We start from the raw sequence: 24,897 nt of genomic DNA, 5'->3' as shown, positions 1-24,897 counted from the left end.
GATCGCGCCCTAGAGCTTCTGGCCGGCGCGTCCGGCCAGTTCGGTGACATAGTGCCAGGCGACCCGGCCCGATCGCGCGCCGCGCCGCTTCGACCACTCGAGCGCCTCGCTTTCATCCCAGTCGAGGCCGTGTTCGCCCGCATAGCCGGCGACGATGGCGAGGTATTCGTCCTGCGAACAGGCGTGGAAGCCGAGCGAGAGGCCGAAGCGGTCGGCCAAGGCCAGCCGGTCATCGACCGCGTCGCGCGGATTGATCGGGTCGTCCTGCTCGCTCATCTCGCGCGGAACGATCGCCCGGCGGTTCGAGGTGACAGCAAGGCGCACGTTGTCGGGGCGTGCCTCGACGCCACCTTCGAGCCAGCTGCGCAAGTGCCGGGGTCCATGCGTATCGCCCTCGGCGAAGCCGAGGTCGTCGATGAAGACGAGGAAGTTGCGCGCCTGTCCGGCCAGCTCGGCGAACAGCGCGGGCAGGGCATCGAGCGAATCGGTTCCGGCCTGGACCAGGGCGAGGCGCGCAGCGCCGTCCTCCTGCGCCGCCGCGACCGCCGAGCGAACCAGCGCCGACTTGCCCATGCCGCGCGCACCCCAGAGCAGCATGTCGTGGGCCGCGTGGCCCGCGGCCAGCCGGGCGACGTTCTCGGTCGCGGCGGCCTTCTGCCGGTCTATGCCCTTGAGCAGCGCTAGCGGCGGGGCGGCGATCTGCGCGACCGGTTTCCCGCTAGTGCCGGTCCAGACATAGGCCGGGGCGGCGCGCCAGTCGGTTGTTTCGCCCGACTTCGTCTCGCCCAGTTCGGCGAGGCGGCGCAGGATGTCGGCAAGATCGGTCATGCCGGCTGGTTCGGCCATTCGCGGCCCCGCGGTCAAGCGGCGATTGGCCTTGCCGCCGGCTTTGGATTGCCTAGACTTGCCGGTGGGAGAGGGGAGACCGCGATGACCATGGCACTGACCCGGCGCGGATTCGCCGGCGGCCTCGCCGGACTGGCCGGACTCGCCGGGGCGACCGGCTGGGCCGCACCGACGGTATTTCCGACTGGCACGACGATCTTCGATCCGGGCAGGACCTGGAGCGGATTCACTGTGGTCTCGACGCTCGACACCCCGGCGGTGCTGGTCATCGACATGAACGGGCGGACCGTGAAGCGCTGGGACGGCTTCAACGTTTCGGCCGGCGGTCCCGCGCGCGTCCTGCCCGGCGGCGTGCTCGTTGCCCCGCAGGGCGCCTTTGCGCGCCATCAGGAATCCACCGCGCTGGTCGCGGTCGACTTCGCCGGCAAGGAACTGTGGCGCTTCGACCATGCCGAGCAGATCGAGCCGGAATCGGGGCGGCAATGGAGCGCGCGGCAGCACCACGACTGGCAGCTCGCCAGCCTCCCCGCGGGATATTACTCACCCGCTGCGACACCGGCGCTCGGTGGGCGGACCCTGCTCCTGACTCACACCAGTCGCAGGGATCCGGGCATTGCCGCCACGCTGCTCGAGGACGACCGGTTGATCGAAGTCGGTGCGGATGGCGAGATTGGCTGGCAGTGGATCGCCGGCGAACACATCGGCAGCCTTGGCTACGGCGAGCGGGCGCGGGCGGCGATCGCCCGGCTCGGCACGCGCGACGGGTACGACTGGATGCACACCAATTCGGCGACTTATGTGGGGCCGAACAAGTGGTTCGACGCCGGCGACGAGCGTTTCCACCCGGATAACGTGATCGTCTCGAGCCGCCAGTCGAGCGTGATCGCGATCGCCGCGCGCGACGGCTCGATCGCCTGGCAGCTCGGCCCCGACTTCAGCGCCACGCCGCAGATGGCGAAGATCGGCCAGGTTATCGGGCAGCACCACGTCCACATGATTCCGCGCGGCCTGCCGGGTGCGGGCAACGTGCTGATCTTCGACAACGGCGGGGCCAGCGGATACGGCGATCCCAGCCCGATCTCGCCGCTCGGCAATTCGCTCTACCAGCGGGCGAACTCGCGAGTGCTGGAAATCGATCCGGTGACGCTCGAGCTGATCTGGTCCTACTCCGCGCCCAATTTCTACAGCACCAACATCAGCAGCGCGCAGCGCCTGCCCAACGGCAACACGCTGGTGACCGAAGGCGCGCCCGGGCGGATTTTCGAGGTCACCGCGGACAAGGACGTGGTCTGGGAATTCATGAACCCGCCGGGCGAGGTGGGGCGCCGTTCGAACGCGGTCTACCGCGCCTACCGCATTCCCTACGCCTGGCTGCCGCAAGTCGCGCCGCCGGGCGAAGTGCCGATTGTCCCGCCCGCGCCGGGGACCTTCCACGTGCCCGGCACGCCGGACTAGCGCGCGGGGGCGGCGCGTTGTAGCGCCGCGCGGTGGACGTCGCGCCGGAAATCCTTGCTCCCGACGCTGCCGGGCTCGCCCGCGCCGGAGAAATCCTACGCGCCGGCGGCCTCGTCGCGGTGCCGACCGAAACGGTCTACGGCCTTGCCGCGAGGGCCGACCGGGTGGACGCCGTGGCGGCGATCTACCGCGCCAAGGGCCGGCCCGACTTCAACCCGCTGATCGTCCACGTCGCTTCGCTCGGCACGGCGCGCAGGCTGGCGGTGCTCGACGAACGCGCCGAAAATCTCGCCGCGCGCTACTGGCCCGGCCCCCTGACCCTCGTCCTGCCGCTGCGAGACGACAGTGGACTTGCCCCGGCGGTGACGGCGGGCTTGCCGACAGTCGCGCTGCGCATGCCCGATCACCCGGCGACCCGGCGCCTGCTTGCCGAAACTGGTCTCCCGCTCGCGGCGCCCTCCGCCAACCGCAGCGGCGCGCTCAGTCCGACGCAGCCGCGCCACGTCGTTGCTTCGCTCGGCGCTTCGGTCGCTGCGGTGATCGACGGCGGAATCTGCTCGCGCGGCCTCGAATCGACAATAGTCGCGCTGCGCGACAACGGTTGGCAACTGCTTCGCCCCGGCCCGATCGGCGAAGCGGAGATTGCAAGCGTGCTCGGAGAGCCGCTGCCTCTGCAAGGCGGCGCGATCGAAGCGCCGGGCCAGCTGGCGCAGCACTATTCGCCTGGCAAGCCGTTGCGGCTCGGGGCGCAGGCCGCGCAAGCAGGCGAGTTCCTGATCGGTTTCGGGGCGCTCAAGGGGGATTGCACCCTATCGGCGACGGGCGACCTCGCCGAGGCGGCCGCCCGGCTCTACCAATGCCTGCACGAAGCCGCGGCGTCAGCGAAGCCGCGGATTGCCGTGGCGGAGATTCGCGAAACGGGCATGGGCGCGGCGATCAACGACCGTCTACGCCGCGCGGCCGCCTAGCGGTCGCGTTCGAGCGGAACGGTGGGCAAGAGCGTTTCGATATCCCGGCGCGTTTCGACCGATTCGCGGCAGGCACTGTCGTCGCCCTTGAGGCACTTCGTTTCCTGCTTGCGCAGCCGCTTGTCGAGCTTCGCTAGCTTTTCTTCGCGCCGGCGAATTTCGCGACCGCGTTTCTCGTCGGCTTCGGACTGGCTTGTCGTCGCCAGATCGACTGCCCGGCTGGTCGCCTTGATCGGCGCCGTGGCGACATCGAGCGCGGTCTTGGCGAGACAGCCGCCGAGCAGCAGCGGGGCGAGGGCGGCCAGCGCCGTATAGCGCAGGCCCGTGGATGCACGCGAGGTCATGTCATTGGCCTAGGCGGACGACGGTTGCCGGTCTGTGAATGCCCAGCCTCTTTCGGGAACCTCGGTGGGGAAGCATGGGGCTTCGCCCGACAATATCAGGTGTCGGATTGGCCGGTAATCTCCGCACCGTTGCAACTCACGTCTCCGCTGCCCCTGTTCGACACCGTGCAGTTATCGGTCCCGTCGATATCGACGTCGCCGCTGCCCATGATCGAGATCTTCGCCGCTTTGGCGACGAACAGGCCGACGTCGCCCGATCCGGCGACAGTGATCGAGGCGTCGTCGCTCTTCAATTTGGACGCATCGATCTCGCCTGAGCCGCCGATGAAGACATTGGCTGAATGCGCGGTGCCAGTGGTGGAAAGCGTTCCCGAGCCCATCACTTTGAAATCGGCCTTGTCGACCTCCATCGCGGCAACCTCCAGCTCCCCCGAGCCCGCAATCGTGCCTGAGAACTTGTCGCCCACGACCTTGTCGACCGTCATGTCGCCCGAGCCGGTCAGGACGACGCCGGTCAGTTTCGGCACGGTCACATAGAATGTTGCCCCTTCCATGCGGCCGAAATCAAAGCCGAAGGTGCTCTGCGGCTTGATCGTCAAAGTCCCGTTCTGCGTGACGACTTCGAGCTTCGACAGCGCGCTGGACGGCCCCTCGGCGCGAACCGAGAAGTCGTCGCCGTAGGTCACGACAACGTCCTGCGGGCCAATCGTGGCGATAGTGTCGAACGATCCGACCTGGTAGGTGCGGGCACCGTCTTCGCCGACGACCCCCGCCGGCGCGCTTGCAGCGACGGGCGTCCTGTCCTCGTGCATGCCCTCGATCACCGCGGCCGCGCCGGTCGCGCCGATCAGGCCGATGCCGACTGCCAAGGCGATCTCGCGCTTGCGCAGCCTCGGCTTGGCCGGGGGCAGCCCGCGCCGGCTCACAACGGAACACTCATATCGGCACGTCCCCTGTCGTTAGCGCTGCGGCAGTCGTTAACGCGCCGGCGCAGCGGTGGGCAAGGGGGAAGCGCCGGTTCAGTCGTCGACCGTTTCCGTGTTGCGCTCGCAGACGAGGCTGCCCGAACCGACCGAATGGACCTTGCAGCGCGCGTCGCCGCGCACCGTCACGCTGCCAGAACCGAGAATCTCGGCCTCGACCTCGCCGTCCGAGGCGAACGTCGCGCCGCCCGATCCCGCGATGGTCACGTCGGCCTTGTCAGCGCTCAGGCCGCCGAGCTTGGCGCTGCCGCTGCCGAGGACGTCCAGATTGAGCTCGCCCGTCTTGCCCGATGCCTTCATCGAGCCCGACCCCGCGACGTTCGCCGAGAGCTTGTCGGCCGAAATGCCGGCCACTTCGAGCGAACCCGAACCGAGCACATTGGCTTCGGCGTCGCCGGTCAGTTCGGCGGCGGTCAGCTTGCCCGAGCCGCCCACGGTCAGCTTGCGGGGGCTCGGCATGGTGACAGTGACCGCCGCGGTACCCTTGGCATCACCCTTGGCACGCATGATGGCCAGCGATTCGTCGTCGAGCACGAAGCGCAGCAGGTCCTTGACCGCGTCGTCGCCCTCCACCTCGATCGCCAGGGTCTCGCCGGTCCGGACGTCGACGGTATCGGGGCCGAGGAGCGCGACCTCGCTCGGTGTCTTGCCCGTCAGGTCGAGGTCGGCAAGCGGCACGCCCTTCTTGCCGTTCACGGTAAAGTCCGCGTTGTCACAGGCGGCCAGACCCCCTGCTATAGCGATGGCGACGACGGGGCCGAGTGCCTTGAGGACTTTCTTGAAGCTCATCGCAAAATTCTCCTGTTGCCGTGTGTTAAGGCAATAATACAGGCTTGGAGCGCCGTCTGCAATGTAATCCATCGAGCCGGATGGCCCGCTCGGCGAATGAAAAGGCCGCTCGGTTTCCCGGGCGGCCCAATCGATGGTTGTCGCGAGCCCAGCGGGCAGGCGATCAGGCGTCTTCGGTGTTTTCGTAGTACTGCGGGGCATACTTACGCAGCACGTCGAGAATCTTGCCGAGCGCGGTCGGTTCGTCGGTCTTTTCCATCGCCGCCAGCTCGCGGGCGAGGCGGCTCGAGGCCGCTTCGAAGATCTGCCGTTCGGAATAAGACTGCTCCGGCTGGTCTTCGGGCCGGAACAGGTCGCGGGTCACCTCGGCAATCGACACCAGGTCGCCCGAATTGATCTTGGCTTCGTATTCCTGCGCCCGGCGCGACCACATGGTGCGCTTGACCTTGGGCTTGCCCTTGAGCGTTTCCATCGCCTCCTTGAGGGTCTTGTCGCTCGACAGCTTGCGCATGCCGATCGCTTCGACCTTGTTGACGGGAACGCGCAGGGTCATGCGTTCCTTCTCGAAACGCAGCACGTAGAGTTCGAGCTGCATCCCGGCGATTTCCTCGCTCTGCAGTTCGATCACACGGCCGACGCCGTGCTTGGGGTACACAACATAATCGCCGACATCGAAGGCGGGCGCATTCGCAGCCATTTGTAATCCTTTCGTCACGCAGGAAGCCCGGAGAACTGTGTCAGCGAAACCTGCCCGAACCGCCGGGAGGCGACCCGTACAATCTTTCGGTGACGCTTGGGGGGTGAGCTCCTGCTTGTCCTTATCGGCTGCCGCCTGTGGAAAACCGCGGCAGTTGGACGATTGTGTAGCAGATTCGCAACAAAATTGCCAGCCTCCTTCCGTTCTCCCCGCAGCGCTTGTTCTACAAGCCGCCTCGGAAGCCCCAGGCCCGAGCAAGCATTACGATTTCGCGGCCGCTTGCTCGCGCGCGGCCCAGTTCACCTCCGCGCCGAACAGCAGGACGTAACAGCCGAGCCACATCAGCGTCAGCAGCATGATCACTGCGCCGAGCGAGCCGTAGGTCGCGTCGTAGTGGCCGAAGTTCCTGACGTAGAGACCGAAGCCCACGATCAGTACGACCCAGAGCACTCCGCTGATGACGGACCCCGGGGTGACCCATTGCCAGCGCGGTTCGGCCCCGTCCGGGGCATAGCGATAGAGCGTGGCGGCTGCGGCCATGCCGGCGAGCAGGAGGACGAGGTAGGTCACCGTCTCGTAGAGCGTCGCCGATCCGGGACCGACGCCGGGTATTAGGGTCCCGAGGCCCGCCAGCAGCACGATGGCGGCAACGACGACGCCCGTTGCGAAGATGGCGCCGAGCGTCATCAGCAGGGCCAGCAGCGTGAGGTGGAGAATGCCCCGCCGATCCTCGCGCTCGTAGGCGATGCCGAGCGCAGCAATGATACCGCCTGCTCCGTTACGCGCCCAAAACAGTGCCAGCGCCAGGGCCAGGACGAGACCGAAGCCCTTCTTGCCGTCGGAGCCCGCAACGACGGTGTGCATTTCGCGGGCGACGAGGTCGGCGGCCGAGGGCGGTAACACCGAGGCGAGCGCCTGGACGTGCTTGGAAACCTGTTCGGGCTCGACGGCCATTCCATAGATGAGCACCGCCGCGGCGAGCAGCGGCACGATGGCCACGAAGGCGTAGAACGCAGCCCCAGCGGCGATCAGGGCAAGGTTGTCGTCGAAACTCTCGCGCGCGGCGCGCACCAGGATTGGCTTCCAGTCCCCCGCCTCGAGCTCGAAAAGCGAGGGAGAACCCGTTGATTCGCGGCTTGTTTTGCTCGTGCCCACCCGTTTCCTACGGATGCGCGGCGATTTTGTGCCCGCCTAGTCGCCTTCGCCCGGCTCTGGCGTGAAGTACTTGTCGAACTTGCCGTCTTCGCCCTTGTGCTCGTCGGCGTCGTCGGGCGGATCCTTCTTCTCGGTGATGTTCGGCCATTCGGCGGAATACTTGGTGTTGAGCTCGAGCCACTGCTCGAGGCCGCCCTCGGTGTCCGGCAGGATGGCTTCGGCGGGGCATTCCGGCTCGCACACACCGCAGTCGATGCACTCGCTGGGATTGATCACCAGCATCGTTTCGCCCTCGTAGAAACAGTCGACCGGGCACACCTCGACGCAGTCGGTATACTTGCACTTTATGCAGGCGTCGGTGACGACGTAAGTCATGGGTGCGCTGCTCCTTTTTGTGGCGCGTCTTGCTCGCCCGCTATGGCAATTGCGCCAACTGCGTCAAGCGGGCGATAGCAGTTGCGTGCCTCACTGCCCGGCCCGCGGCGAACCGGCAGGGCGAGGATTTCGATTGGCAGGACTTTGCTGCGCAGGGGCAGGGTGAGCACGTCGCCCACGGCGATCGGCTGATCCTGGCGGACCACCCGCGCGCCGTTGCGGCGAATATGGCCCTCGCCGATCCAGCGCTGCGCAGCCGAGCGCGACCGGGCAAAGCGCAGGCAGTAGAGCAGCTTGTCGATCCGCATTCAGCGCATCAACTCGGCGAGCGCGGCAAAGGCGCTGTTGGCCGAAGTTTCCGGGCGGCCACGCGGCGCAGGATCGCGGTCCTTGCGCGGCCCGCGCCAGCTCCAGCGCGCCGGAACGGGGGGGCCGAATGCCCCGGCGGCGAGTCGCGGCGGATCGTTGCGGCGGAATCCCGCATCGCGCATCAGCTTGAGAAAGCTGTCCTCCTTGAGACCCATCGAAGTGGCGAGCGCGGGGTCGACCGCAAAGCCGCGGCGCCGCCCTGCGGCGCGCTGTTCGTGCGCGGCGCGAAACAGCTTTTCGGCCATGTCGACGCGGATCGCCTGTCGGCCCGCGCGGCGATAGCCGGCCGGGACGGTCTTGCCCGCCGCGATCACCGCTTCCATCCCGGGGTTGACCGGGCGCCGGTCGAGGCCGAGTTCCCGCAGCAGGGTCCGCGCCGCCGGCTTGAGCAAGGCCGGCGCGAAAACGTCGAGCGAGCCGATCGTGACGCCGAGACGCCTGAGCAGCGGGCGCTTCTCTTTCGGCACCACCGCCAACCCGGCCCGCTCGCGCGGCAGGGTCCCGCCGTGCTCGGCCAGCGTGAGGAGCAGCGCTCGCACCTCGCTGCCGGTCGCCTGGTCCTGTGCCGCCGCCTCGATCGCCGCAAGCGGCGCGAGCGGCGCCAGCTGCTCGGTCAGCCATAGCTCCAGCGCTTCGCACAGCCGCCCGCGCTGCGCCGGTCCGAGCGAGCGCAGTTCCTTCGTCAGTTCGAGCCGCGGACGCGAGCGCGTGGTCCCGCGCTCTATCGACGCGACCGCCTCGCCGCCGCGCAGCACCTGGCCGCGCGCGATCCTCAGTTCGCCGAGTTCGCTGGCGATCATCTGTTTCGCCCGTTCGGCGAGCAACTTCGGCATGTGCCGCTCGGCAGCGGCAAGCAGCAGGCGCTGCTCTTCGCTTGTCGCCATGGCATCGACGACGAAGCGAAACCCCTCGAGATGACCGATCGCGTGCCCTTCGACCACGACCTTGCCGTCGTCTTCCAGCGCCACACGCAGCAATTCGGCGTCCTTGCCCATGGTCTTCATCAATACAGCGGTCCGGCGATTGACGAAACGTTCGGTGAGCCGCTGGTGCAGGGCGTCGGACAATCGCGCCTCCGCGCCGCGCGCGCGGGCGGCCATCTCGTCGCGCGAACGGACCCAGTCGGGGCGCTGGCAGATGTAGGCCCAGGAACGGACCGCGGCGATGCGTCCCTGCAAGGCATCGATATCGCCCTGGGTGTTGTCGAGCTCGGCGATTCGCGCCGCCACGTAGTCTTCGCCGAGGTGGCCGTGGCGCAGGTCCTGCCACAGCCGGGCGACGAAGCGGGCGTGCATGTCGGCGCCCTGCTGGCGGAAATCGGGCAGCTGGCAGAGCTGCCAGAAACGGCGCACTGCGGCGGCCGAGCCAAGGCCTTGCACCACGCCGTCGTCTTCGGCCAAGCGTTTGAGCACCGCGAGATCGATCGCTTCGGGCGCGGCGAGCAGCTGGGGTTCGTCGGGTCGCGCTTCGAGATCGGCGATCAGGGTCGCCAGGTCGTCGTGGCGCGGCTCGGACTCGCGCCAGTAGAGATGGGTCAAGGGCGCGAAACGGTGTTCCTCGATGGCGTAGATTTCATCTTCGCTGAACTCGGCACCGCCGAATGCCTTGCTGCCCGACAGCGTCCCGAACGTGCCATCTTTCTGGTGGCGCCCGGAGCGCCCGGCGATCTGCGCCATCTCCGCCGGTGTCAGCCGCCGCTGGCGCCGCCCGTCGAACTTGCTCAGCGAGGCAAAGGCGACGTGAGTCACATCGAGATTGAGACCCATGCCGATTGCATCGGTGGCGACGATGTAGTCGACCTCTCCCGACTGGAACAACTCGACCTGGCGGTTGCGCGTTTCGGGGCTCAGCGCGCCCATGACGACAGCCGCGCCGCCGCGAAAGCGACGCAGCATCTCGGCCATGGCGTAGACATGCTCGGCGCTGAACGCGACGAGCGCCGAACGCGGCGGAAGTCGGCTGAGTTTCGATGAACCGGCGTGCTTCAGCGTCGAAAAGCGCGGTCGGTCTTCGACACTCGCGCCGGGCACCAGCGCGCGAACCATCGGTTCCAGCGTCGCCGAACCGAGCAGCATCGTCTCCTCGCGGCCGCGGGCGTTGAGCAGCCGATCGGTAAAGAGGTGTCCGCGCTCTGGATCCGCGGCGAGCTGCGCCTCGTCGAGAGCGACGAAAGCCAGGTCGCCCCCATCGCGCGGCATGGCCTCGGCGGTACACAGGTAATAGCGCGCTTGTGGCGGTTCGATCCGCTCCTCGCCGGTGATCAGCGCGACGTGCTTGTCGCCCTTGATCGCCCGGACTTTGTCGTAGACCTCACGCGCCAGCAGGCGCAGCGGGAAGCCGATCGCGCCGCTCGAATGCCCGCACAGGCGCTCGATCGCCAAGTGGGTCTTGCCGGTATTGGTGGGGCCGAGCACGGCGCGCACGCGGCTGTCGGAGTTCGATGCGGTCACGTCGCCGGCAAATGTGGCGTGCCGCACCGCTTGTCGCAAGCCCGGCACGGCTGCGCTCAACAGTTCGACGCAGGCAGGACTCGGCTCAGCCGCATTAAGAGGAAATTTACTTTATCCGCTCACCCCGTTTGACCGATAGGAAACGCCGGATCGGGCCCGGCCAGCCACGCTGGCCCTGGCCGCGCAGGAGGGCGCGTGTTGTTCAAGGATCGCGACAGCGATGTTTCGCAGCAAGGGGGCGGCTCGGCCGCCGCTGCCGCGCTGTCGCATTTCCAGATGCTCGGTGCTCCGGCGGCGACCAGAATCGCGCGCTTTTCCTCGTTTGCGGAACGCTATGAACAGTGGCGACAGCGGACGTCGGTGGCCTTGGCCGATTTCGATTTTGCGCCCGACCTGGCGCGCGATATCGGCTCGCGGCGCTGGTTGCGGGGGGCGGCCACGCTGCTCGCACTTTCGGCCCTGGCGGTTGCCGGTTGGCCCGACTTTGCCCCGCTCGAGGCCAAGCCGGTGGTCGCCGTCGACGAAGACGTGCGCGACGAATTCCGCAGTCAGATGATCATGCCGCTCGCCCTCGGGGCTGACAGTGGCCGGCGCATGGGCGCAACCCGCGAAGTCGTACCGCTCCGAAGCGCTCCCGAACGCCCCCGGCTCGATCTCGTGGCCACGCTCAGCAAAGGCGACAGCTTCGAACGCATGCTGCAGCGCGCCGGCGTGAGCACCGCAGAAGCCGACCACATCGCCGACCTCGTCGCCGGGACGATGCCGCTCGGCGACATCGCGCCTGGCACCCAGGTGGATATCACGCTCGGCCGGCGCCCGGCACCGGGCGCCTCGCGGCCGCTCGACGCGCTGTCGTTCCGCGCCCGTTTCGATCTCCAGCTCGGGGTCTCGCGAGAGGCGGGGCGGCTGGTCCTCGATCCTCACCCGATCAAGGTCGACACGACCCCGCTTCGCATTCGCGGCGTGGTCGGCTCGAGCCTCTATCGCTCGGCGCGCAATGCCGGCGCGCCGGCCAGGGCGGTGCAGGAGTACCTGCGTACGCTGGGCGATGAGATCGACGTGTCGAGCGCAATCGCCGCGAGCGACGAGTTCGACATCATCGTCGACTACAAGCGCGCTGCGACCGGCGAGGTCGAGACCGGCAAGCTGCTGTATGCGGGGCTGATCCGCGACGGCAAGCCGCGCAAGCAATTGATGCGCTGGGGCAGCGACGGGCGCTTTTACGAGGCTTCGGGCAATGGCGAGATGCGCTCGGGTCTCGTCGCCCCGGTGCCGGGGAGCAGGTCTTCGGGATACGGCATGCGCCGCCATCCCATTCTCGGCTACAGCCGAATGCACAAGGGCATCGACTTTCGGGCCCACTACGGCGAGCCGATCCATGCGGTGACCGACGGAACCGTCGAATTCGCCGGCCGTCACGGTGGACATGGCAATTTCGTCAAGCTGCAGCACGGCGGCGGGATGGAAACTGGCTACGCGCACATGAGCCGCATCGCCGTGCGCCCGGGCCAGCGCGTCCGGCGTGGCCAGGTGATCGGCTATGTCGGCTCGACGGGGCTTTCGACCGGACCGCACCTGCATTACGAGATGTACCGCGGTGGCAAGACTGTCGACCCGACCGGCGTGCGCTTCGTCACCCGCATGCAACTCAGCGGCGGCCAGCTGGCGGCGTTCAAGAGCGAGCTGGCCAAGCTGCAACAGGTCGAGCCCGGCGCCGCGCTGGCGACGGTCGCGCCCGACCCGTCCTTGTCGGAAGAGCCGGTGCGCGAAATAGACCGGATCGAGAGCAAGCAGAAGGTCGGCTGACCTCGCCGGCGATTGCGACCCGCGCCGAAATCCGGCAAGTGGCCGCCTATGACCGGTTCCTATCCCTCGACGCGGCTGCGCCGCCCCCGCGCCGCCGCCTGGAGCCGGGCGATGCACCGCGAGACCGCGCTCACCCCGGCCGACCTGATCTGGCCGCTGTTCGTGACCGAAGGCAAAGGCGTCGAAGAGCCGATCGGCTCTCTGCCGGGCGTATCGCGCTGGTCGCTCGACGGTATCGCCGCGCGTGCGAAAGAAGCGCTCGATCTCGGCATTCCGTGCCTTGCCTTGTTCCCGAACACTCAGGCTGAGCGCCGCTCCGACGACGGCAGGGAAGCGCTCAATCCCGACAACCTCATGTGCCGCGCCATAAGGGCGATCAAGGACGCCTGCGGCGAAGACATCGGCGTGCTCACCGACGTAGCGCTCGATCCCTACACCAGCCACGGGCAGGATGGTTTGCTCGACGAGGCCGGTTACGTGGTCAACGACGAGACCGTGGCGGTGCTGGTCGACCAGGCGCTCAACCAGGCCGAGGCGGGGGCCGACATCGTCGCCCCGAGCGACATGATGGACGGACGCATCAAGGCGATCCGCATGGCGCTCGAGATGGGCGGGCACCACAACGTCCAGATCATGAGCTACGCCGCCAAGTACGCCAGCGCTTTCTACGGCCCGTTTCGCGACGCCGTCGGCTCGGGCGGACTGCTGAAGGGCGACAAGAAGAGTTACCAGATGGACCCGGGCAATGCCGAGGAAGCGCTGCGCGAGGTCGAATTCGACCTCGCCGAGGGCGCCGACAGCGTGATGGTCAAGCCGGGCCTGCCTTATCTCGACATCGTTCGGCGGGTGAAGGAGCGCTTTGTGGTTCCGGTCTTCGCCTACCAGGTCAGCGGCGAGTACGCGATGATCGAGGCGGCTGCGGCCGCCGGCGCGGGCGAGCGCGACGCGCTGGTGATTGAGACTCTGATGGCGTTCAAGCGCGCCGGATGCTCGGGAGTGCTGACCTACCACGCGCCGCTGGCGGCCCGACTGCTCGGTGTCTGACACGGTCCTCGAAACCGAGCGGCTGGTTCTGCGCCCCGCGGCGCCCGAGGACCTCGACTGGATTCTCGAAGCGATCAATACGCCCGCGATGATGCGCAATTTGGGTGGCGAGATCCGTACTCGGGCGGCCGTTGCCCAGAGTCTGGAAGAAGACGTCGCCGCATTCCTGAAGCCCGAAGGACACCAGCGTTGGACCGCGCTGCTGCGCGACACCGCGGAGCGGGTCGGCCGGGTTGGCCTGTTTCAGGTTCGCAGCGAGGCAGCGCCTGTATCCTTGCGCGGTCAGCGCGAAATCGGCTGGATGTTCGCCGAGGCGCACCAGGGGCGTGGTTACGCCACCGAAGCGGCGCGGGCGGTGCTCGACTGGGCGTTCGAAGATCGCGGCATTGCCGTCGTCTATTCGCAGACGAGCGATTCGAATGCTGCGTCGACGCGAATGATGCACCGCCTCGGGCTCGAACGCCGAACCGATCTCGACTATGTCGATCCGGACTATCCCCCGCAGGACAACCCGACGACGGTTTGGTCGGTCACCGCCGATGCATGGAGCCGCCGCCGTGGATGACGTTCGTATTGAGACAGATCGGCTCGTCGTTCGCTCCTGGCGCGACGAAGATTTCGCGCCGCTGCACGCCTTGTGCACCGACCCACAAGTCATGGCGACGATCGGCCCGCTCAACGACCGGGACAAGACCCGTGCGCTGCTCGCGCGCCTGCAGGAGCGGCAGGCGCGCGAGGGCTGCACCTTCTGGGCCATGGAGCGCAAGGCCGACGGGCGGGTGCTGGGCTTTTGCGGCATCGCCCGCGGCACCGTGCCGTTCATCGCCGACAAGCTGGAGATCGGCTGGCGGCTGGCCTCGGATTGCTGGGGACAGAGCTATGCGCGCGAAGCTGCCGAGGCCTCGCTGCGCTGGGCCGCGGAAACGCACCCCGGCCAAGCGATCTGGGCCATCACCTCGGTCGGCAACGTGCGCAGCCGCGGGCTGATGGAGCGTCTCGGCATGCGCTATATGCCCGGCATGGATTTCGAACATCCCGCCGTCCCCGAGGACAGCGGCCTCAGGCCGCATGTCACCTATTGCCTGGAGCAGGCGGCGTGAGCCCCGCGGAGCGGTTTCCCTGGGCGACGATCCTGCCGTTCGAGGGCAAGGAACCGCAGATACATGAGACCGCCTTCGTCGCGCCCGGCGCGCGGATTATCGGCGACGTGACCCTCGGACCGCAGGCGAGCGTCTGGTACAACTGCGTGCTGAGGGGCGACATTCACCGTATCGCGGTCGGTGCGCGCTCGAACGTGCAGGACGGCTCCATCTTCCACGTCGAAGGACCGCGCCCCGACACCGATGGCTGCCCGACGATCATCGGCGAAGACTGCGTGATCGGCCACATGGCGGTGGTCCACGGCTGCACGGTGGAGGATCGCGGCTTCGTCGGCATGGGCGCGGTGGCGATGGACAATTGCCGCATCGGCGCCGGCGCGATGCTCGGCGCCGGGGCGCTGCTCAGCCCCGGCAGGCAGATTCCGCCGCGCGAGATCTGGGTCGGCCGCCCGGCAAAGTTCCTCAAGACGCAAAGCGAGGCGCAGGTCGAGAAGATCCGCTTCCAGACCGAGCGCTACTGCCGTCTGGCCGAACGGCACCTGGCGCAGCTGCGTGGCCCGGCCGAAGCCTGATTTCCCGCCGCCCGCGGCCATTCGCGCGCTGGCCGATGGTGCGGGCCGCCTCGCCCTGCGCGTCACCCCCGGCGCCCGCAGCGAAGCGGTCGAGGTTGGCGACGGTGCGGTGCTCGTCAAGGTTCGCGCCAAGGCCAAGGACGGCGAGGCGAACGAGGCGGTGCTGTCGCTGCTGGCGCAGGCGCTCGGAGTGGCGACGTCACGCCTTCGCTTGTTGCGCGGCGCAACAGGGCGCGACAAGCTGGTCCAGCTCGACTAGCCGGTCGGCTCACGCGTCAGGCGGTTGCCACTGCTCCGCCTCGAGCTTGCTCTTGCGCAGCCGCAAAGCCAGTCCGACCCCGACCCCCACCCCGATCGCGACCGTGAGATCGGCGAGTACGGTGAGCAATAGCGTGAGGAGGAGCAGCAGGCGTTCTTCGTTGGGCGCGGCCATGTAGCCCTTCCACTTGTGCGGCTCGCTCATGTTCCACGCCGTCATCATCAGCAGCGCGGCCAGGGCCGGCATGGCGAGGTAGCCCGCCAGCGGCGCGATCGCCAGCAGGACGACAAGGATCGTCAGCGCGTGGACAATCCCCGCAACGGGCGTCTTGCCCCCGGCGCGCACGTTGGTCGCCGTTCGGGCGATGGCGCCCGTTGCCGGCAGACCGCCGAACAGCGCCGAGCCGATATTGGCCCAGCCCTGCGCCATGACCTCTGCATTGGGGCGATGCCGTCCGCCGATCATCCGATCCGCGACCATAGCCGAGAGCAGCGATTCGACCGCGGCAAGGAAAGCGATGACGAACGCGGAAGGCAGCAGTTCGGCGACGCGCGAGCCGGTCACGGCCGGAAACGAGGGCAGCGGCAGGCTGCGCGGCAGGGCGCCGTATTGCGATTCGATGTTGGCGACGGGCAAGACCAGCGCCGCCACGATCGCCGAGACCAGCACGGTGCCGACCAGTCGGTCGGGGATGCGCGGCGCCAGGCGCCGCAGGACGACGAACGAGATCAGCGTCGCCAGCCCGGCGCCCGCGGCGATCCAGCTGGCCGAATGGCGCGCGTTCCACAGCGCTTGCATTTTGGGGAGAAAATCCGCCGGCAGGCCCTGCGCTTCGATGCCGGCAAAATCCTTGAGCTGACTGGCGGCGATGACGATGGCGATACCGATGGTGAAGCCGTTGACCACGGCCTCGGGGACGTAGGCAATAAGGTTGCCGGCGCGCAGCAGCCCCGCGATCAGCAGAATCGCACCGGCCATGATCGTCGCCAGAACCAGCCCGTCGTAACCATGCTCGGCGATGACCCGGTACACCACGACGATGAAGGCGCCGGTCGGTCCGCCGATCTGCACCCGGCTGCCGCCCAGCGCGGAAATCAGGAAGCCGCCCACGATTGCGGTAACCAGCCCGGCCGCGGGCGGGGCTCCTGAGGCAATGGCGATGGCGATCGACAGCGGGATTGCCACCAGCGCCACGCTGATGCCGGCAAACATGTCGCCCACGAACAGGCGTCCCGTGTAGGTCGGCAGCGTGGTCAGGAGCTTGGGCTTCACGGCACGAATCACTAGGCCTGCTGGCCTGCTCGCTCAATCGCGAATCAGGGCTCGCAGGCTCTCGATCCGGTCGGCCTCGTGGGCAGGCTTGTCCCAGCGCACGCGGTGAATGCGCGGAAAGCGCATGGCGAGGCCCGACTTGTGGCGCTTGCTCTCGTGGACCGAATCGAAGGCCACTTCGAACACCAGGCTCTTGTCGGTCTCGCGCACCGGGCCGAAGCGGTTTACGGTGTTCTGCCGCACGTGGCGGTCGAGCCTTTTGAGCTCTTCGTCGCTGAAACCCGAATAGGCCTTGCCGACGGGGAGCAAGTCGGCCCCCTCGTCGGGCTCGCCGTCCCAGCAGCCGAAGGTGTAGTCGGAATAGAAGCTGGAGCGCTTTCCGCTGCCGCGCTGTGCGTACATCAGCACGCAGTCGACCAGCAGGGGGTCGCGCTTCCATTTGTACCACAGCCCGGTCTTGCGCCCGGCGACGTAGGGGCTGTCGCGGCGCTTGAGCATCAATCCTTCGATCGCATCCTCGCGGGCGCCTTCGCGGATCTCGGCGAGGTGCTCGAAATGATCGGCCTCGACCACCGCAGAGATGTCGAAACGCTCCGCCGGCAGGCGTGGCAAGAGCGCCTCGAGCCGGGCGCGCCGCTCGGTCCACGGCAGATCGCGCAAGTCCTCGCCCTCGAGGATCAACACGTCATAGAGACGCACGAAGGCGGGGTACTCCGACAGCATCGATTTCGAGACGGTCTTGCGCCCGAGCCGTTGCTGCAGGGCGTTGAAGCTCGCCGCGCCGCCCGCCTCGCCGCCCTGCGTGGTCCCGCGCACCAGCAACTCGCCGTCGAGCACCGCCGGAATATCGAGCGCCGCGGCCATTTCGGGGAAGGCGCCGGTGATGTCGTCACCGCCGCGGGAGAAGAGCCGGGTTTCGCCGCCCGCGTGGACCAGTTGCACGCGAATCCCGTCCCACTTCCACTCGGCGACGTAGTCGGCCAGGTCGAGCACCGCGTCTTCGAGCGGGTGAGCGAGCATGAACGGGCGGAACAGCGGCAGGTTTTCGGTGTCCGGCGGCTCACCGCCCCCGGCCGCCCAGGCGAACAGTGCGGCATAGGGCGGGTCGATCCCGTGCCAGTACTCCTCAACCTCTTCGACCGGCACATCGAAAGCCTGCGCAAAGGCGACCTTGGCGAGCCGCGCCGAGATACCGATGCGCATGGCCCCGGTGGCCAGCTTGAACAGCGAGTAACGGCCGTTGGCATCGAGCCGGTCAAGCAGCTTGGGCAGCTCCGACATGACTGTTGCGCGAGTCAGATGATGCAGGAAATCGACCGTTTCACTCACGCTTGGCGGCGTCATGGCGGCATCGGGCGGTTCGGGCCACAACAGGCTCGCGGTTTCCGCCGTATCGCCGACGAAGTCGCGGCTCAGTGACCACAGCACCGGATCGACCCGCTCGTGCATAAGGTTGCGAATCGTGCTCGACTTCACGGCGGGGAAGTCGAGCCCCGCGGTCAGCGCAGCCAGCGCCCAGCCGCGGTCGGGGTCGGGGGTCTTGCGAAGGTACTGGGCGATCAGCCGCAGCTTTTCGTTGCGGCTGCGGGTGTAGACCAGCGCATCGACGAGGGCGGCGAACTTGTCCATCAATCCTCCCCGGGACGGGGAGGGGTACCGCACGAAGTGCGGTGGAGGGGGCTCGCCGCACCCTCCGCGCTGTGGGGATAGCTCCCTCCGTCAGCGCTTCGCGCTGCCACCTCCCCGCAGGCGGGGAGGACCGGGTCGCGCTCAATCGTCCTCATCTTCGTACCCGACCAGCGCCAGCGCCCGGGCGCGGCGCTGGCCCAGCTGGCACCAGCGCAACAGCGCTTCCTCGCGGCCGTGAGTGATCCAGGTCTCGGCCGGGTCGACCTCGGCGATCGTCTGCGTCAGCTCGTCCCAGTCGGCATGGTCGGAAATGATCAGCGGCAGTTCGACGTTGCGCTGGCGGGCGCGCTGCCGCACCCGCATCCAGCCGGAGGCCATGGCCGTCAGCGGATCGGGCAGGCGGCGGCTCCAGCGGTCGTTGAGCGCCGAGGGCGGGCAGACGACGATGGCGCCGCGCATGTCATCCTTGCTGTGGTCGGACACCAGCCGCAGATCGCCCAGGTCGACGCCGAACTCCTCGTAAAGTCGGCACATCCGCTCCATCGCGCCGTGCAGGTATATCGGATCGCGGTGCCCCGCGGCGCGCAGCTCGGCGATCAGCCGCTGCGCCTTGCCGAGCGCGTAAGCGCCGACCAGCACGCAGCGATCGGGATGGTCGGCCAGCGCGCCGAGCAGCTTGGCGATTTCCTCGCCCACGGGCGGGTGGCAGAACACCGGCAGCCCGAAGGTCGCCTCGGTGATGAACACGTCGCACCGGGTTACTTCGAACGGCGGGCAGGTGGGGTCGGGGCGCCGCTTGTAGTCGCCCGTGACCACCACCCGTTCCCCGGCGTGCTCGAGCAGAACCTGGGCCGAGCCGAGAACGTGGCCGGCGGGGATGAAGGTCGCGTCCACCTCGCCGGGCAGCCGCAGGGTCTCGCCATAGCTCACCGGCACCGCGCCCTCACGCGTTTGGTAGCGCAGTTCCATGATCGCCAGCGTGGCGGGGGTTGCCACCGTCTCTCCGTGGCCGCCGCGGGCGTGATCGGCATGGCCGTGGGTGACCAGGGCCTTGTCGACCGCCCGGCTCGGGTCGATCCAGCAATCGGCCGGGGCGATGTAGATCCCGTGCGGCTCGGGGCGGATCCAGGAAAACGGTGCAGCCATTGACTGGACAAGGCGAATAGCCCGCCTTCGTTCCGCGTCAGCCTTGCGAATCCTTCGCCTTCGCGGCCCGGGCCTTTTCCTCTTGCGCCTGCCATGCGGTTATCGCCGGGTCGTCGCGAAGGATCTTTGCCCCGGGATCGAGCACGACATGGGCTTGCGGCGCGGGCAGCTTGAGCGTGCCGCGTCCCTCGGCCATCGGAACGGTGACGAGCTTGCCGTCGACCTTGACCTCGACCGGCATGGCGAAAGGTTGGGCAGCGGGCGTGACCCAGGCCAGCGATAATGTCTTCCCGTCGCGGGTCGAGGTGAGCCGCGGCAGCGGCGCCGTGCGGAAGTAGGCGTCGAAGAACCAGCCGAGGTCTCGGCCCGATTTCTCCTCCACGATGCGCTCGAAATCGTCGGTGCTGGCGACCACGATGTCGAAATTGCCCGGTCTGGGATCGTCGCGGTCGTAGACCAGGTTGGTCACCGCGGCGAAGAACGCCTTGTCGCCGAGGAGATAGCGCAGGGTGTGCATGACCCATGAGCCTTTGGTGTAGATGTCGCCTCCCCACCCCGCCTCGGCATCGTCGTAATAGGCGCTCGGGACGAATTCGCGCGGGGCCAGCGGGACTCGGGACTTGATGTCCTGGCGTTGCTCCCACATTTTCGCGACATAAGCCGCGTCGCCCTGTTTCCATTGCAGGAACAGCGGCTGCATGTAGGTGCCCAGCCCCTCCTGCAGCCACATGTCGGCCGTGCCCGCGTTGCTCAGTTGGTTGGCGAACCATTCGTGGGCGAATTCATGAGCCATGAGCCAGTCGAAGCCCTCGGGCGCGAGCTTGTAGTTCTCGCCGTAGGCATTGATCGTCTGGTGCTCCATCCCGAGGTGCGGAGTTTCGGCAAGGCCGACCTTCTCGTCGCCCCAGGGGTAGGGGCCGATCGTGCTTTCGAAGAAGTCGAGATAGTCTTTCATCTCGCCGACGAGCCGATCCGCGCCCTCCTTGTGGCCTGGAAGATACCAGAAGCGTATCGGGATCGTGTTGTCGAAGCGACTGGCGTAGTCCGCCTGAGCCAGCTCGTAGGGGCCGATCTGCAGCGAGACGCCGTAGTTGTTGGGCTGACGCGCCTGCCAGCGCCAGGTGGTGCGCCCGCCGACCGTCTCGGAGCCGATCAGCCGCCCGTTCGAGGCGTCGACAAGGCCCTCGGGCACCGAAACCGACAGGTCGAGCATGTCGACCCGCCGCGAAGGGTGGTCGATGCAGGGCCAGAACAGGTCGCAGCCCTCGCTTTGCACTGCGGTGGCGATCCATGGCTTGCCATCGGGGGTCTCCGACCAGACGAAACCGCCGTTCCACGGCGCGCCCGGCGCGACCCGCGGTGCGCCCGAATAGGCGATGCCGATCTGCGCGGAGGAACCCGCGGCAAGCTCGCCCGGCAGATCGATGTGCAACAGGCCCTTATCGTTGGTCCACGCGCCGGCGCCGAGCGAGTTGCCGTCGACCGTAATGTCGGCAATGGCAAAGCGCGGATCGAGGTCGAATTCGACCGCCGAAAGTGGCGCGGCCGCCTGGACGGTGTATTCGGCGAGCCCCTTGATCGTCTTCGTTTCCGGATAGACGTCGAGCGCCAGCGCGAGATGCGGCAGCGCCATCGCCTGCTCGATAGCGGTGAGCGGGGCGCCGCTTTCCGCCGTGTGCGGCGAAAGGTCGTCGTGAGAGATGTCGCGCGCCGTCGCAGGTAGCGCGGCACAAAGCATCGCGCTGCCTGCCAGAGCGGCGCGCAGGGTCTTCGCGTCAGGCATCCCTGCGCTCAGTCCTTGGCGTCGTCCTTGCCGTCCTCGGCCTGGGCGGCCGATTTCGGCGCCGCCTTTTTCGCTGCCGCCGCCTTCTTCGGCTTGCGTTTCGGCCGCGACTTCGGCGGGGCCGGCGTCAGCTCGAAGGACGGCTTGCCGTCCTTGATGCTGACGTGGACTTCGCCGCCGGACGCAAGTTTGCCGAACAGCAGTTCCTCCGCGAGCGGCTGCTTGATTTCGTCCTGCAGCAGACGGGCCATCGGCCTCGCGCCATACAGCTTGTCGTAACCGCGTTTGGCCAGCCAGCTGCGCGCATCGTTGTCGAACTGGATGTGCACGTTCTGGTCCGCCAGTTGCAGTTCGAGCTGGAGGATGAACTTGTCGACCACGCGGCTGACGGTCTCGGTCCCGAGATAGCCGAATGGCACGATGGCATCGAGGCGGTTGCGGAATTCCGGGGTGAACATCTTCTTCACCGCCTCCTCGCTCGCTTCCTCCTTGCTGCCCGCACCGAAGCCGATGCCCTGGCGCTGTGAATCGGCCGCACCGGCGTTGGTCGTCATGATCAGCACGACGTTGCGGAAGTCGACCGTCTTGCCGTGGTGATCGGTCAAGCGGCCGTTATCCATCACCTGCAGCAGGATGTTGAACAGGTCCGGATGGGCCTTCTCGATTTCGTCGAGTAGCAGCACCGAATGCGGCTGCTGGTCGACCGCGTCGGTCAGCAGGCCGCCCTGGTCGTAGCCGACGTAGCCCGGAGGCGCGCCGATCAGCCGGCTGACCGAGTGGCGCTCCATGTATTCGGACATGTCGAAGCGCTGCAGCGGGATGCCCATGATCGAGGCAAGCTGGCGCGCGACCTCGGTCTTGCCGACGCCGGTGGGGCCGGTGAACAGAAAGCTGCCGATCGGCTTGTCCGGCTCGCGCAAGCCGGCGCGGCTGAGCTTCATCGCGGTCGACAGCCGCTTGATCGCGTCGTCCTGCCCGAACACCACGCGCTTGAGGTCCTTCTCGAGGTTCTCGAGCGCGGCCTTGTCGTCCTTGCTAACCGACTTCGGCGGAATGCGCGCCATCGTCGCCACGACCGCCTCGATTTCCTTGGCCGTGATCTTCTTGCGCCGCTTGCTCGGCGGCACCAGCATCTGCATCGCGCCGACCTCGTCGATCACGTCGATCGCCTTGTCGGGCAGCTTGCGGTCGTTGATGTAGCGGCTCGACAGCTCCACCGCCGTCTTGATCGCGTCGGGCGTGTAGGTCACCTTGTGGTGCTCCTCGAACGCGCTTCTGAGCCCCTTGAGTATCTTTATGGTATCCTCGACCGTAGGCTCGTTGACGTCGATTTTCTGGAACCGGCGCAGCAGCGCGCGATCCTTCTCGAAGTGGTTGCGGAATTCCTTGTAGGTGGTCGAACCGATGCAGCGGATCGCGCCCGAGGAAAGCGCCGGCTTGAGCAGGTTGGACGCATCCATCGCCCCGCCGCTGGTCGCGCCCGCGCCGATCACCGTGTGAATTTCATCAATGAAAAGAATGGCTTCCGGCATCTTTTCCAGTTCGGAGACGACCTGTTTAAGGCGTTCCTCGAAGTCACCGCGATAGCGCGTGCCGGCCAGCAGCGCGCCCATGTCGAGCGAGTAGATGATCGCATCCTGCAAGACTTCGGGCACATCGCCCTCGACGATCTTGCGCGCCAGGCCTTCGGCGATGGCTGTCTTGCCCACGCCCGGCTCGCCCACGTAGAGCGGGTTGTTCTTCGAGCGACGGCATAGGATCTGGATCGTGCGGTCGACTTCCGGGCCGCGCCCGATAAGCGGGTCGACTTTGCCGTCGAGCGCCTTCTGATTGAGGTTGACGGTGAACTGATCGAGGGCGGAATCCTTCTTGCCCTTCTCCGCTTTTTCCTCGGTCTTTTCGCCCGGTTCCACGCCGCCCTGAGGCGGACGGCTCTCGATCTGCTTGCCGCCTTTGCCGATGCCGTGGCTGATGAAGCTCACCGCATCGAGGCGGCTCATGTCCTGCTGCTGCAGGAAGTAAACCGCGTAGCTGTCGCGTTCGGAAAACAGTGCGACCAGAACGTTGGCGCCGGTGACGGTGTCCTTGCCCGAGGACTGGACGTGCAAGATCGCCCGCTGGATGACCCGCTGGAACCCGGCGGTCGGCTGCGGATCGCTTTCGTCCTCGGTCTTGAGCGACTGGTATTCCTGATCGAGGTACTGCCGCACCACATGGCCCAGCTCGTCGAGCTCGACACCGCAGGCGGTCATGACCTCCGCAGCGTCGGGGTCGTCGACCAGCGCCAGCAGGAGGTGTTCGAGCGTCGCGTACTCGTGAGCCCGGTCGGTGGCGTTCTGCAGCGCACCGTGAAGGGTCTTTTCGAGGCTCTGGGCGAAACTTGGCATGTCTTATCCGTTCGTTGGGCTGAAGATACGATCCGAAGAATGAAGAAAATCGCAAGACGGGCCTGAACGGCGTCCGAACATGCGTTTCGAACAGCAACCATATGGGGTGCCCCCGCCGTTTTGCGAGGGGCGGGGGGCCATCAGTCGGTCTCTCGCGGGCTGAACAGGGCCTCTGCGGCAGCGCGATCGTTCGAGGCACGTTTGGCATGGGCCTTGACCCGAGCGATCTCGGCTTCGAGCAGCTCGATGCGCGCTGTCAACTCGAACTGGGAATATGTGTCGAGGCTCTCTTTCGCCAGCAGGCTGGCGGCATCTCCGCGGGCGCGTGGGAGATCGTCATCGTCCATTGCACTGCAGCATCGCAATGTGCGGTGCTTGCTGTCAATGGGGGCGGTTGTTAGCAGTGTGGATGTGGCTTTGATGCGACAGGGTTAGAAACGAGCGGGGGCGTAAGATCGTGGCAGGAATTCCCGAGCGAATGACGGCGATCGCGATCAGCGCGCCGGGCGGCCCCGAGGTGCTTGCCGCGCGGGACTGCGCCGTTCCGGACCCAGGGGAGGGAGAAATCCTCGTCAGGGTAGCCTTTGCCGGGGTCAATCGACCCGATGCGCTGCAACGCGCCGGGGCCTATCCGCCGCCGCCAGGCGCATCGCCGCTGCCTGGCCTGGAAATGTCGGGCGAGGTCGTCGCTGTGGGTGCGGGAGCGCCGCAGGATCTGCTCGGAACCAGCGTCTGCGCGCTGACCAACGGCGGCGCCTATGCCGAATATTGCGCTGTCGATTGGCGGCACTGCCTGCCGGTCCCCCGTGGACTGGCCATGGCCGAGGCGGCGGCCCTGCCGGAAACGCTTTTCACCGTATGGCACAACGTGTTCCAGCGCGGCATGGCGCGCGACGGCGAGACAATGCTGGTCCACGGCGGCACCAGCGGGATCGGCACGATGGCGGTCAAACTCGGCAAGCTGTTCGGGCTGACGGTCGTCGTGACCTGCGGCACCGACGCAAAGTGCGAGGCGGCGCGCGAAATCGGCGCGGCCCAAGCAATCAACTACAAGACGCAGGATTTCGTCGAAGTCGTGCGCGACCTGACCGACGGCAAGGGGGTCGAGCTGACGCTCGACATGGTCGCCGGCAGCTACACGCAGCGCAATCTCGACTGCATCGCCCGAGACGGACGGCTGGTGACGATCGCCACCCTAGGCGGGCGCGAGGCGACGATCAATGTCGGCAAGATGATGGTCATGCGCCAGACGATGACCGGTTCGACGCTGCGTCCGCGTAGCGCCGACTTCAAGGCGCTGCTGGCGCAGGATATTCGTGAAAACGTCTGGCCCGCGGTCGCCGAAGGCGATCTGCGCCCGGCGATGGACAGGACCTTTGCGCTGCGCGAAGCTGGGTCGGCACACGAGAGGATGGAAGCGGGCGAGCACATCGGCAAGATCGTGCTCGAAGTCGCGGGAGAGGGATAG

The 24,897-nt window shown here is 67.3% G+C and carries 24 protein-coding genes; 9 read left to right on the top strand and 15 right to left on the bottom strand.

The window, feature by feature from the left end; translation table 11 throughout:
* Positions 1 to 9: 9 nt before the first annotated feature.
* A complete protein-coding gene (locus Q7I88_RS03085; RefSeq protein WP_305097568.1) occupies positions 10 to 846 on the bottom strand; it encodes an ATP-binding protein in 837 nt (278 codons plus the stop codon).
* 84 nt (positions 847 to 930) lie between these two features.
* Here Q7I88_RS03085 and Q7I88_RS03080 point away from each other — a divergent pair, with 84 nt between their 5' ends.
* On the top strand, positions 931 to 2,301 hold the full coding sequence (locus tag Q7I88_RS03080; RefSeq protein WP_305097567.1) for an aryl-sulfate sulfotransferase: 1,371 nt from the start codon (positions 931 to 933) through the stop codon (positions 2,299 to 2,301).
* 32 nt (positions 2,302 to 2,333) lie between these two features.
* Positions 2,334 to 3,269 (top strand): L-threonylcarbamoyladenylate synthase, encoded by a 936-nt coding sequence (locus Q7I88_RS03075; RefSeq protein WP_305097566.1) that lies wholly within the window; start codon positions 2,334 to 2,336, stop codon positions 3,267 to 3,269.
* Here Q7I88_RS03075 and Q7I88_RS03070 read toward each other — a convergent pair.
* From Q7I88_RS03070 to Q7I88_RS03035, 8 genes are all read right to left on the bottom strand, one after another.
* Entirely contained in the window at positions 3,266 to 3,613 is a 348-nt protein-coding gene (locus tag Q7I88_RS03070) for a hypothetical protein (RefSeq protein WP_305097565.1), read from the bottom strand. The genes Q7I88_RS03075 and Q7I88_RS03070 overlap by 4 nt on opposite strands.
* A gap of 95 nt (positions 3,614 to 3,708) precedes the next feature.
* Positions 3,709 to 4,539, bottom strand: coding sequence for a head GIN domain-containing protein (locus Q7I88_RS03065; protein WP_305097564.1), 831 nt, complete (start codon positions 4,537 to 4,539; stop codon positions 3,709 to 3,711).
* Between the two features lie 93 nt (positions 4,540 to 4,632).
* Positions 4,633 to 5,385, bottom strand: a complete 753-nt coding sequence (locus Q7I88_RS03060; protein WP_305097563.1) for a head GIN domain-containing protein — start codon at positions 5,383 to 5,385, stop codon at positions 4,633 to 4,635.
* Between the two features lie 163 nt (positions 5,386 to 5,548).
* A complete protein-coding gene (locus tag Q7I88_RS03055) occupies positions 5,549 to 6,082 on the bottom strand; it encodes a CarD family transcriptional regulator (protein ID WP_159796497.1) in 534 nt (177 codons plus the stop codon).
* A gap of 261 nt (positions 6,083 to 6,343) precedes the next feature.
* Entirely contained in the window at positions 6,344 to 7,153 is an 810-nt protein-coding gene (locus Q7I88_RS03050; protein WP_305097562.1) for a YihY/virulence factor BrkB family protein, read from the bottom strand.
* 120 nt (positions 7,154 to 7,273) lie between these two features.
* Positions 7,274 to 7,612 carry a ferredoxin FdxA gene (fdxA, locus tag Q7I88_RS03045; protein ID WP_305097561.1) on the bottom strand — a complete coding sequence of 113 codons (339 nt, stop codon included), beginning with the start codon at positions 7,610 to 7,612 and terminating at the stop codon, positions 7,274 to 7,276.
* Positions 7,609 to 7,920, bottom strand: a complete 312-nt coding sequence (locus tag Q7I88_RS03040) for a S4 domain-containing protein (RefSeq protein ID WP_305097560.1) — start codon at positions 7,918 to 7,920, stop codon at positions 7,609 to 7,611. The genes fdxA and Q7I88_RS03040 overlap by 4 nt, the downstream gene beginning before the upstream one ends.
* Entirely contained in the window at positions 7,921 to 10,458 is a 2,538-nt protein-coding gene (locus Q7I88_RS03035; protein WP_305097559.1) for a helicase-related protein, read from the bottom strand.
* A gap of 249 nt (positions 10,459 to 10,707) precedes the next feature.
* On the opposite strand from Q7I88_RS03035, the gene Q7I88_RS03030 reads away from it, so the two are divergent.
* Genes Q7I88_RS03030 through Q7I88_RS03005 form a run of 6 tightly spaced genes read left to right on the top strand, consistent with a single transcriptional unit; the run spans position 10,708 to position 15,212 of the window.
* A complete protein-coding gene (locus Q7I88_RS03030; protein ID WP_305098551.1) occupies positions 10,708 to 12,237 on the top strand; it encodes a M23 family metallopeptidase in 1,530 nt (509 codons plus the stop codon).
* A gap of 48 nt (positions 12,238 to 12,285) precedes the next feature.
* Entirely contained in the window at positions 12,286 to 13,281 is a 996-nt protein-coding gene (gene hemB, locus Q7I88_RS03025; protein WP_305097558.1) for a porphobilinogen synthase, read from the top strand.
* Positions 13,274 to 13,846, top strand: coding sequence for a GNAT family N-acetyltransferase (locus tag Q7I88_RS03020; protein ID WP_305097557.1), 573 nt, complete (start codon positions 13,274 to 13,276; stop codon positions 13,844 to 13,846). Before hemB ends, Q7I88_RS03020 begins: the two co-directional genes overlap by 8 nt.
* A complete protein-coding gene (locus Q7I88_RS03015) occupies positions 13,839 to 14,381 on the top strand; it encodes a GNAT family N-acetyltransferase (protein ID WP_305097556.1) in 543 nt (180 codons plus the stop codon). The genes Q7I88_RS03020 and Q7I88_RS03015 overlap by 8 nt, the downstream gene beginning before the upstream one ends.
* Positions 14,378 to 14,953, top strand: a complete 576-nt coding sequence (locus Q7I88_RS03010; protein WP_305097555.1) for a gamma carbonic anhydrase family protein — start codon at positions 14,378 to 14,380, stop codon at positions 14,951 to 14,953. Before Q7I88_RS03015 ends, Q7I88_RS03010 begins: the two co-directional genes overlap by 4 nt.
* Positions 14,934 to 15,212: a DUF167 domain-containing protein gene (locus tag Q7I88_RS03005; protein WP_305097554.1), complete on the top strand. Its 279-nt coding sequence runs from the start codon at positions 14,934 to 14,936 to the stop codon at positions 15,210 to 15,212. The genes Q7I88_RS03010 and Q7I88_RS03005 overlap by 20 nt, the downstream gene beginning before the upstream one ends.
* A 9-nt stretch (positions 15,213 to 15,221) precedes the next feature.
* Here the strand turns inward: Q7I88_RS03005 and Q7I88_RS03000 are convergent, their stop codons facing one another.
* The 6 genes from Q7I88_RS03000 to Q7I88_RS02975 all read right to left on the bottom strand — a co-directional run bounded on the left by Q7I88_RS03000 (position 15,222) and on the right by Q7I88_RS02975 (position 23,776).
* On the bottom strand, positions 15,222 to 16,484 hold the full coding sequence (locus tag Q7I88_RS03000) for a SulP family inorganic anion transporter (RefSeq protein WP_305097553.1): 1,263 nt from the start codon (positions 16,482 to 16,484) through the stop codon (positions 15,222 to 15,224).
* A gap of 33 nt (positions 16,485 to 16,517) precedes the next feature.
* Positions 16,518 to 18,113, bottom strand: a complete 1,596-nt coding sequence (locus Q7I88_RS02995) for a cisplatin damage response ATP-dependent DNA ligase (protein WP_305097552.1) — start codon at positions 18,111 to 18,113, stop codon at positions 16,518 to 16,520.
* Between the two features lie 141 nt (positions 18,114 to 18,254).
* Positions 18,255 to 19,259 carry a ligase-associated DNA damage response exonuclease gene (locus tag Q7I88_RS02990; protein WP_305097551.1) on the bottom strand — a complete coding sequence of 335 codons (1,005 nt, stop codon included), beginning with the start codon at positions 19,257 to 19,259 and terminating at the stop codon, positions 18,255 to 18,257.
* 37 nt (positions 19,260 to 19,296) lie between these two features.
* The gene (locus Q7I88_RS02985) at positions 19,297 to 21,042 is read right to left on the bottom strand and encodes a M1 family metallopeptidase (RefSeq protein ID WP_305097550.1); all 1,746 of its coding nucleotides are present in this window, start codon (positions 21,040 to 21,042) and stop codon (positions 19,297 to 19,299) included.
* An 8-nt stretch (positions 21,043 to 21,050) separates the two neighbouring features.
* Positions 21,051 to 23,429: an ATP-dependent Clp protease ATP-binding subunit ClpA gene (gene clpA / locus Q7I88_RS02980; RefSeq protein ID WP_305097549.1), complete on the bottom strand. Its 2,379-nt coding sequence runs from the start codon at positions 23,427 to 23,429 to the stop codon at positions 21,051 to 21,053.
* 140 nt (positions 23,430 to 23,569) lie between these two features.
* Positions 23,570 to 23,776: a DUF1192 domain-containing protein gene (locus Q7I88_RS02975; RefSeq protein WP_305097548.1), complete on the bottom strand. Its 207-nt coding sequence runs from the start codon at positions 23,774 to 23,776 to the stop codon at positions 23,570 to 23,572.
* 131 nt (positions 23,777 to 23,907) lie between these two features.
* On the opposite strand from Q7I88_RS02975, the gene Q7I88_RS02970 reads away from it, so the two are divergent.
* Positions 23,908 to 24,897, top strand: a complete 990-nt coding sequence (locus Q7I88_RS02970; RefSeq protein WP_305097547.1) for an NAD(P)H-quinone oxidoreductase — start codon at positions 23,908 to 23,910, stop codon at positions 24,895 to 24,897.

It is taken from the genome of Croceibacterium aestuarii, assembly GCF_030657335.1.
Taxonomy (GTDB): Bacteria; Pseudomonadota; Alphaproteobacteria; order Sphingomonadales; family Sphingomonadaceae; genus Croceibacterium_B; species Croceibacterium_B aestuarii.
Note: the sequence above shows the minus strand (reverse complement) of the source record. Positions and strands in the feature narration are given on the sequence as shown.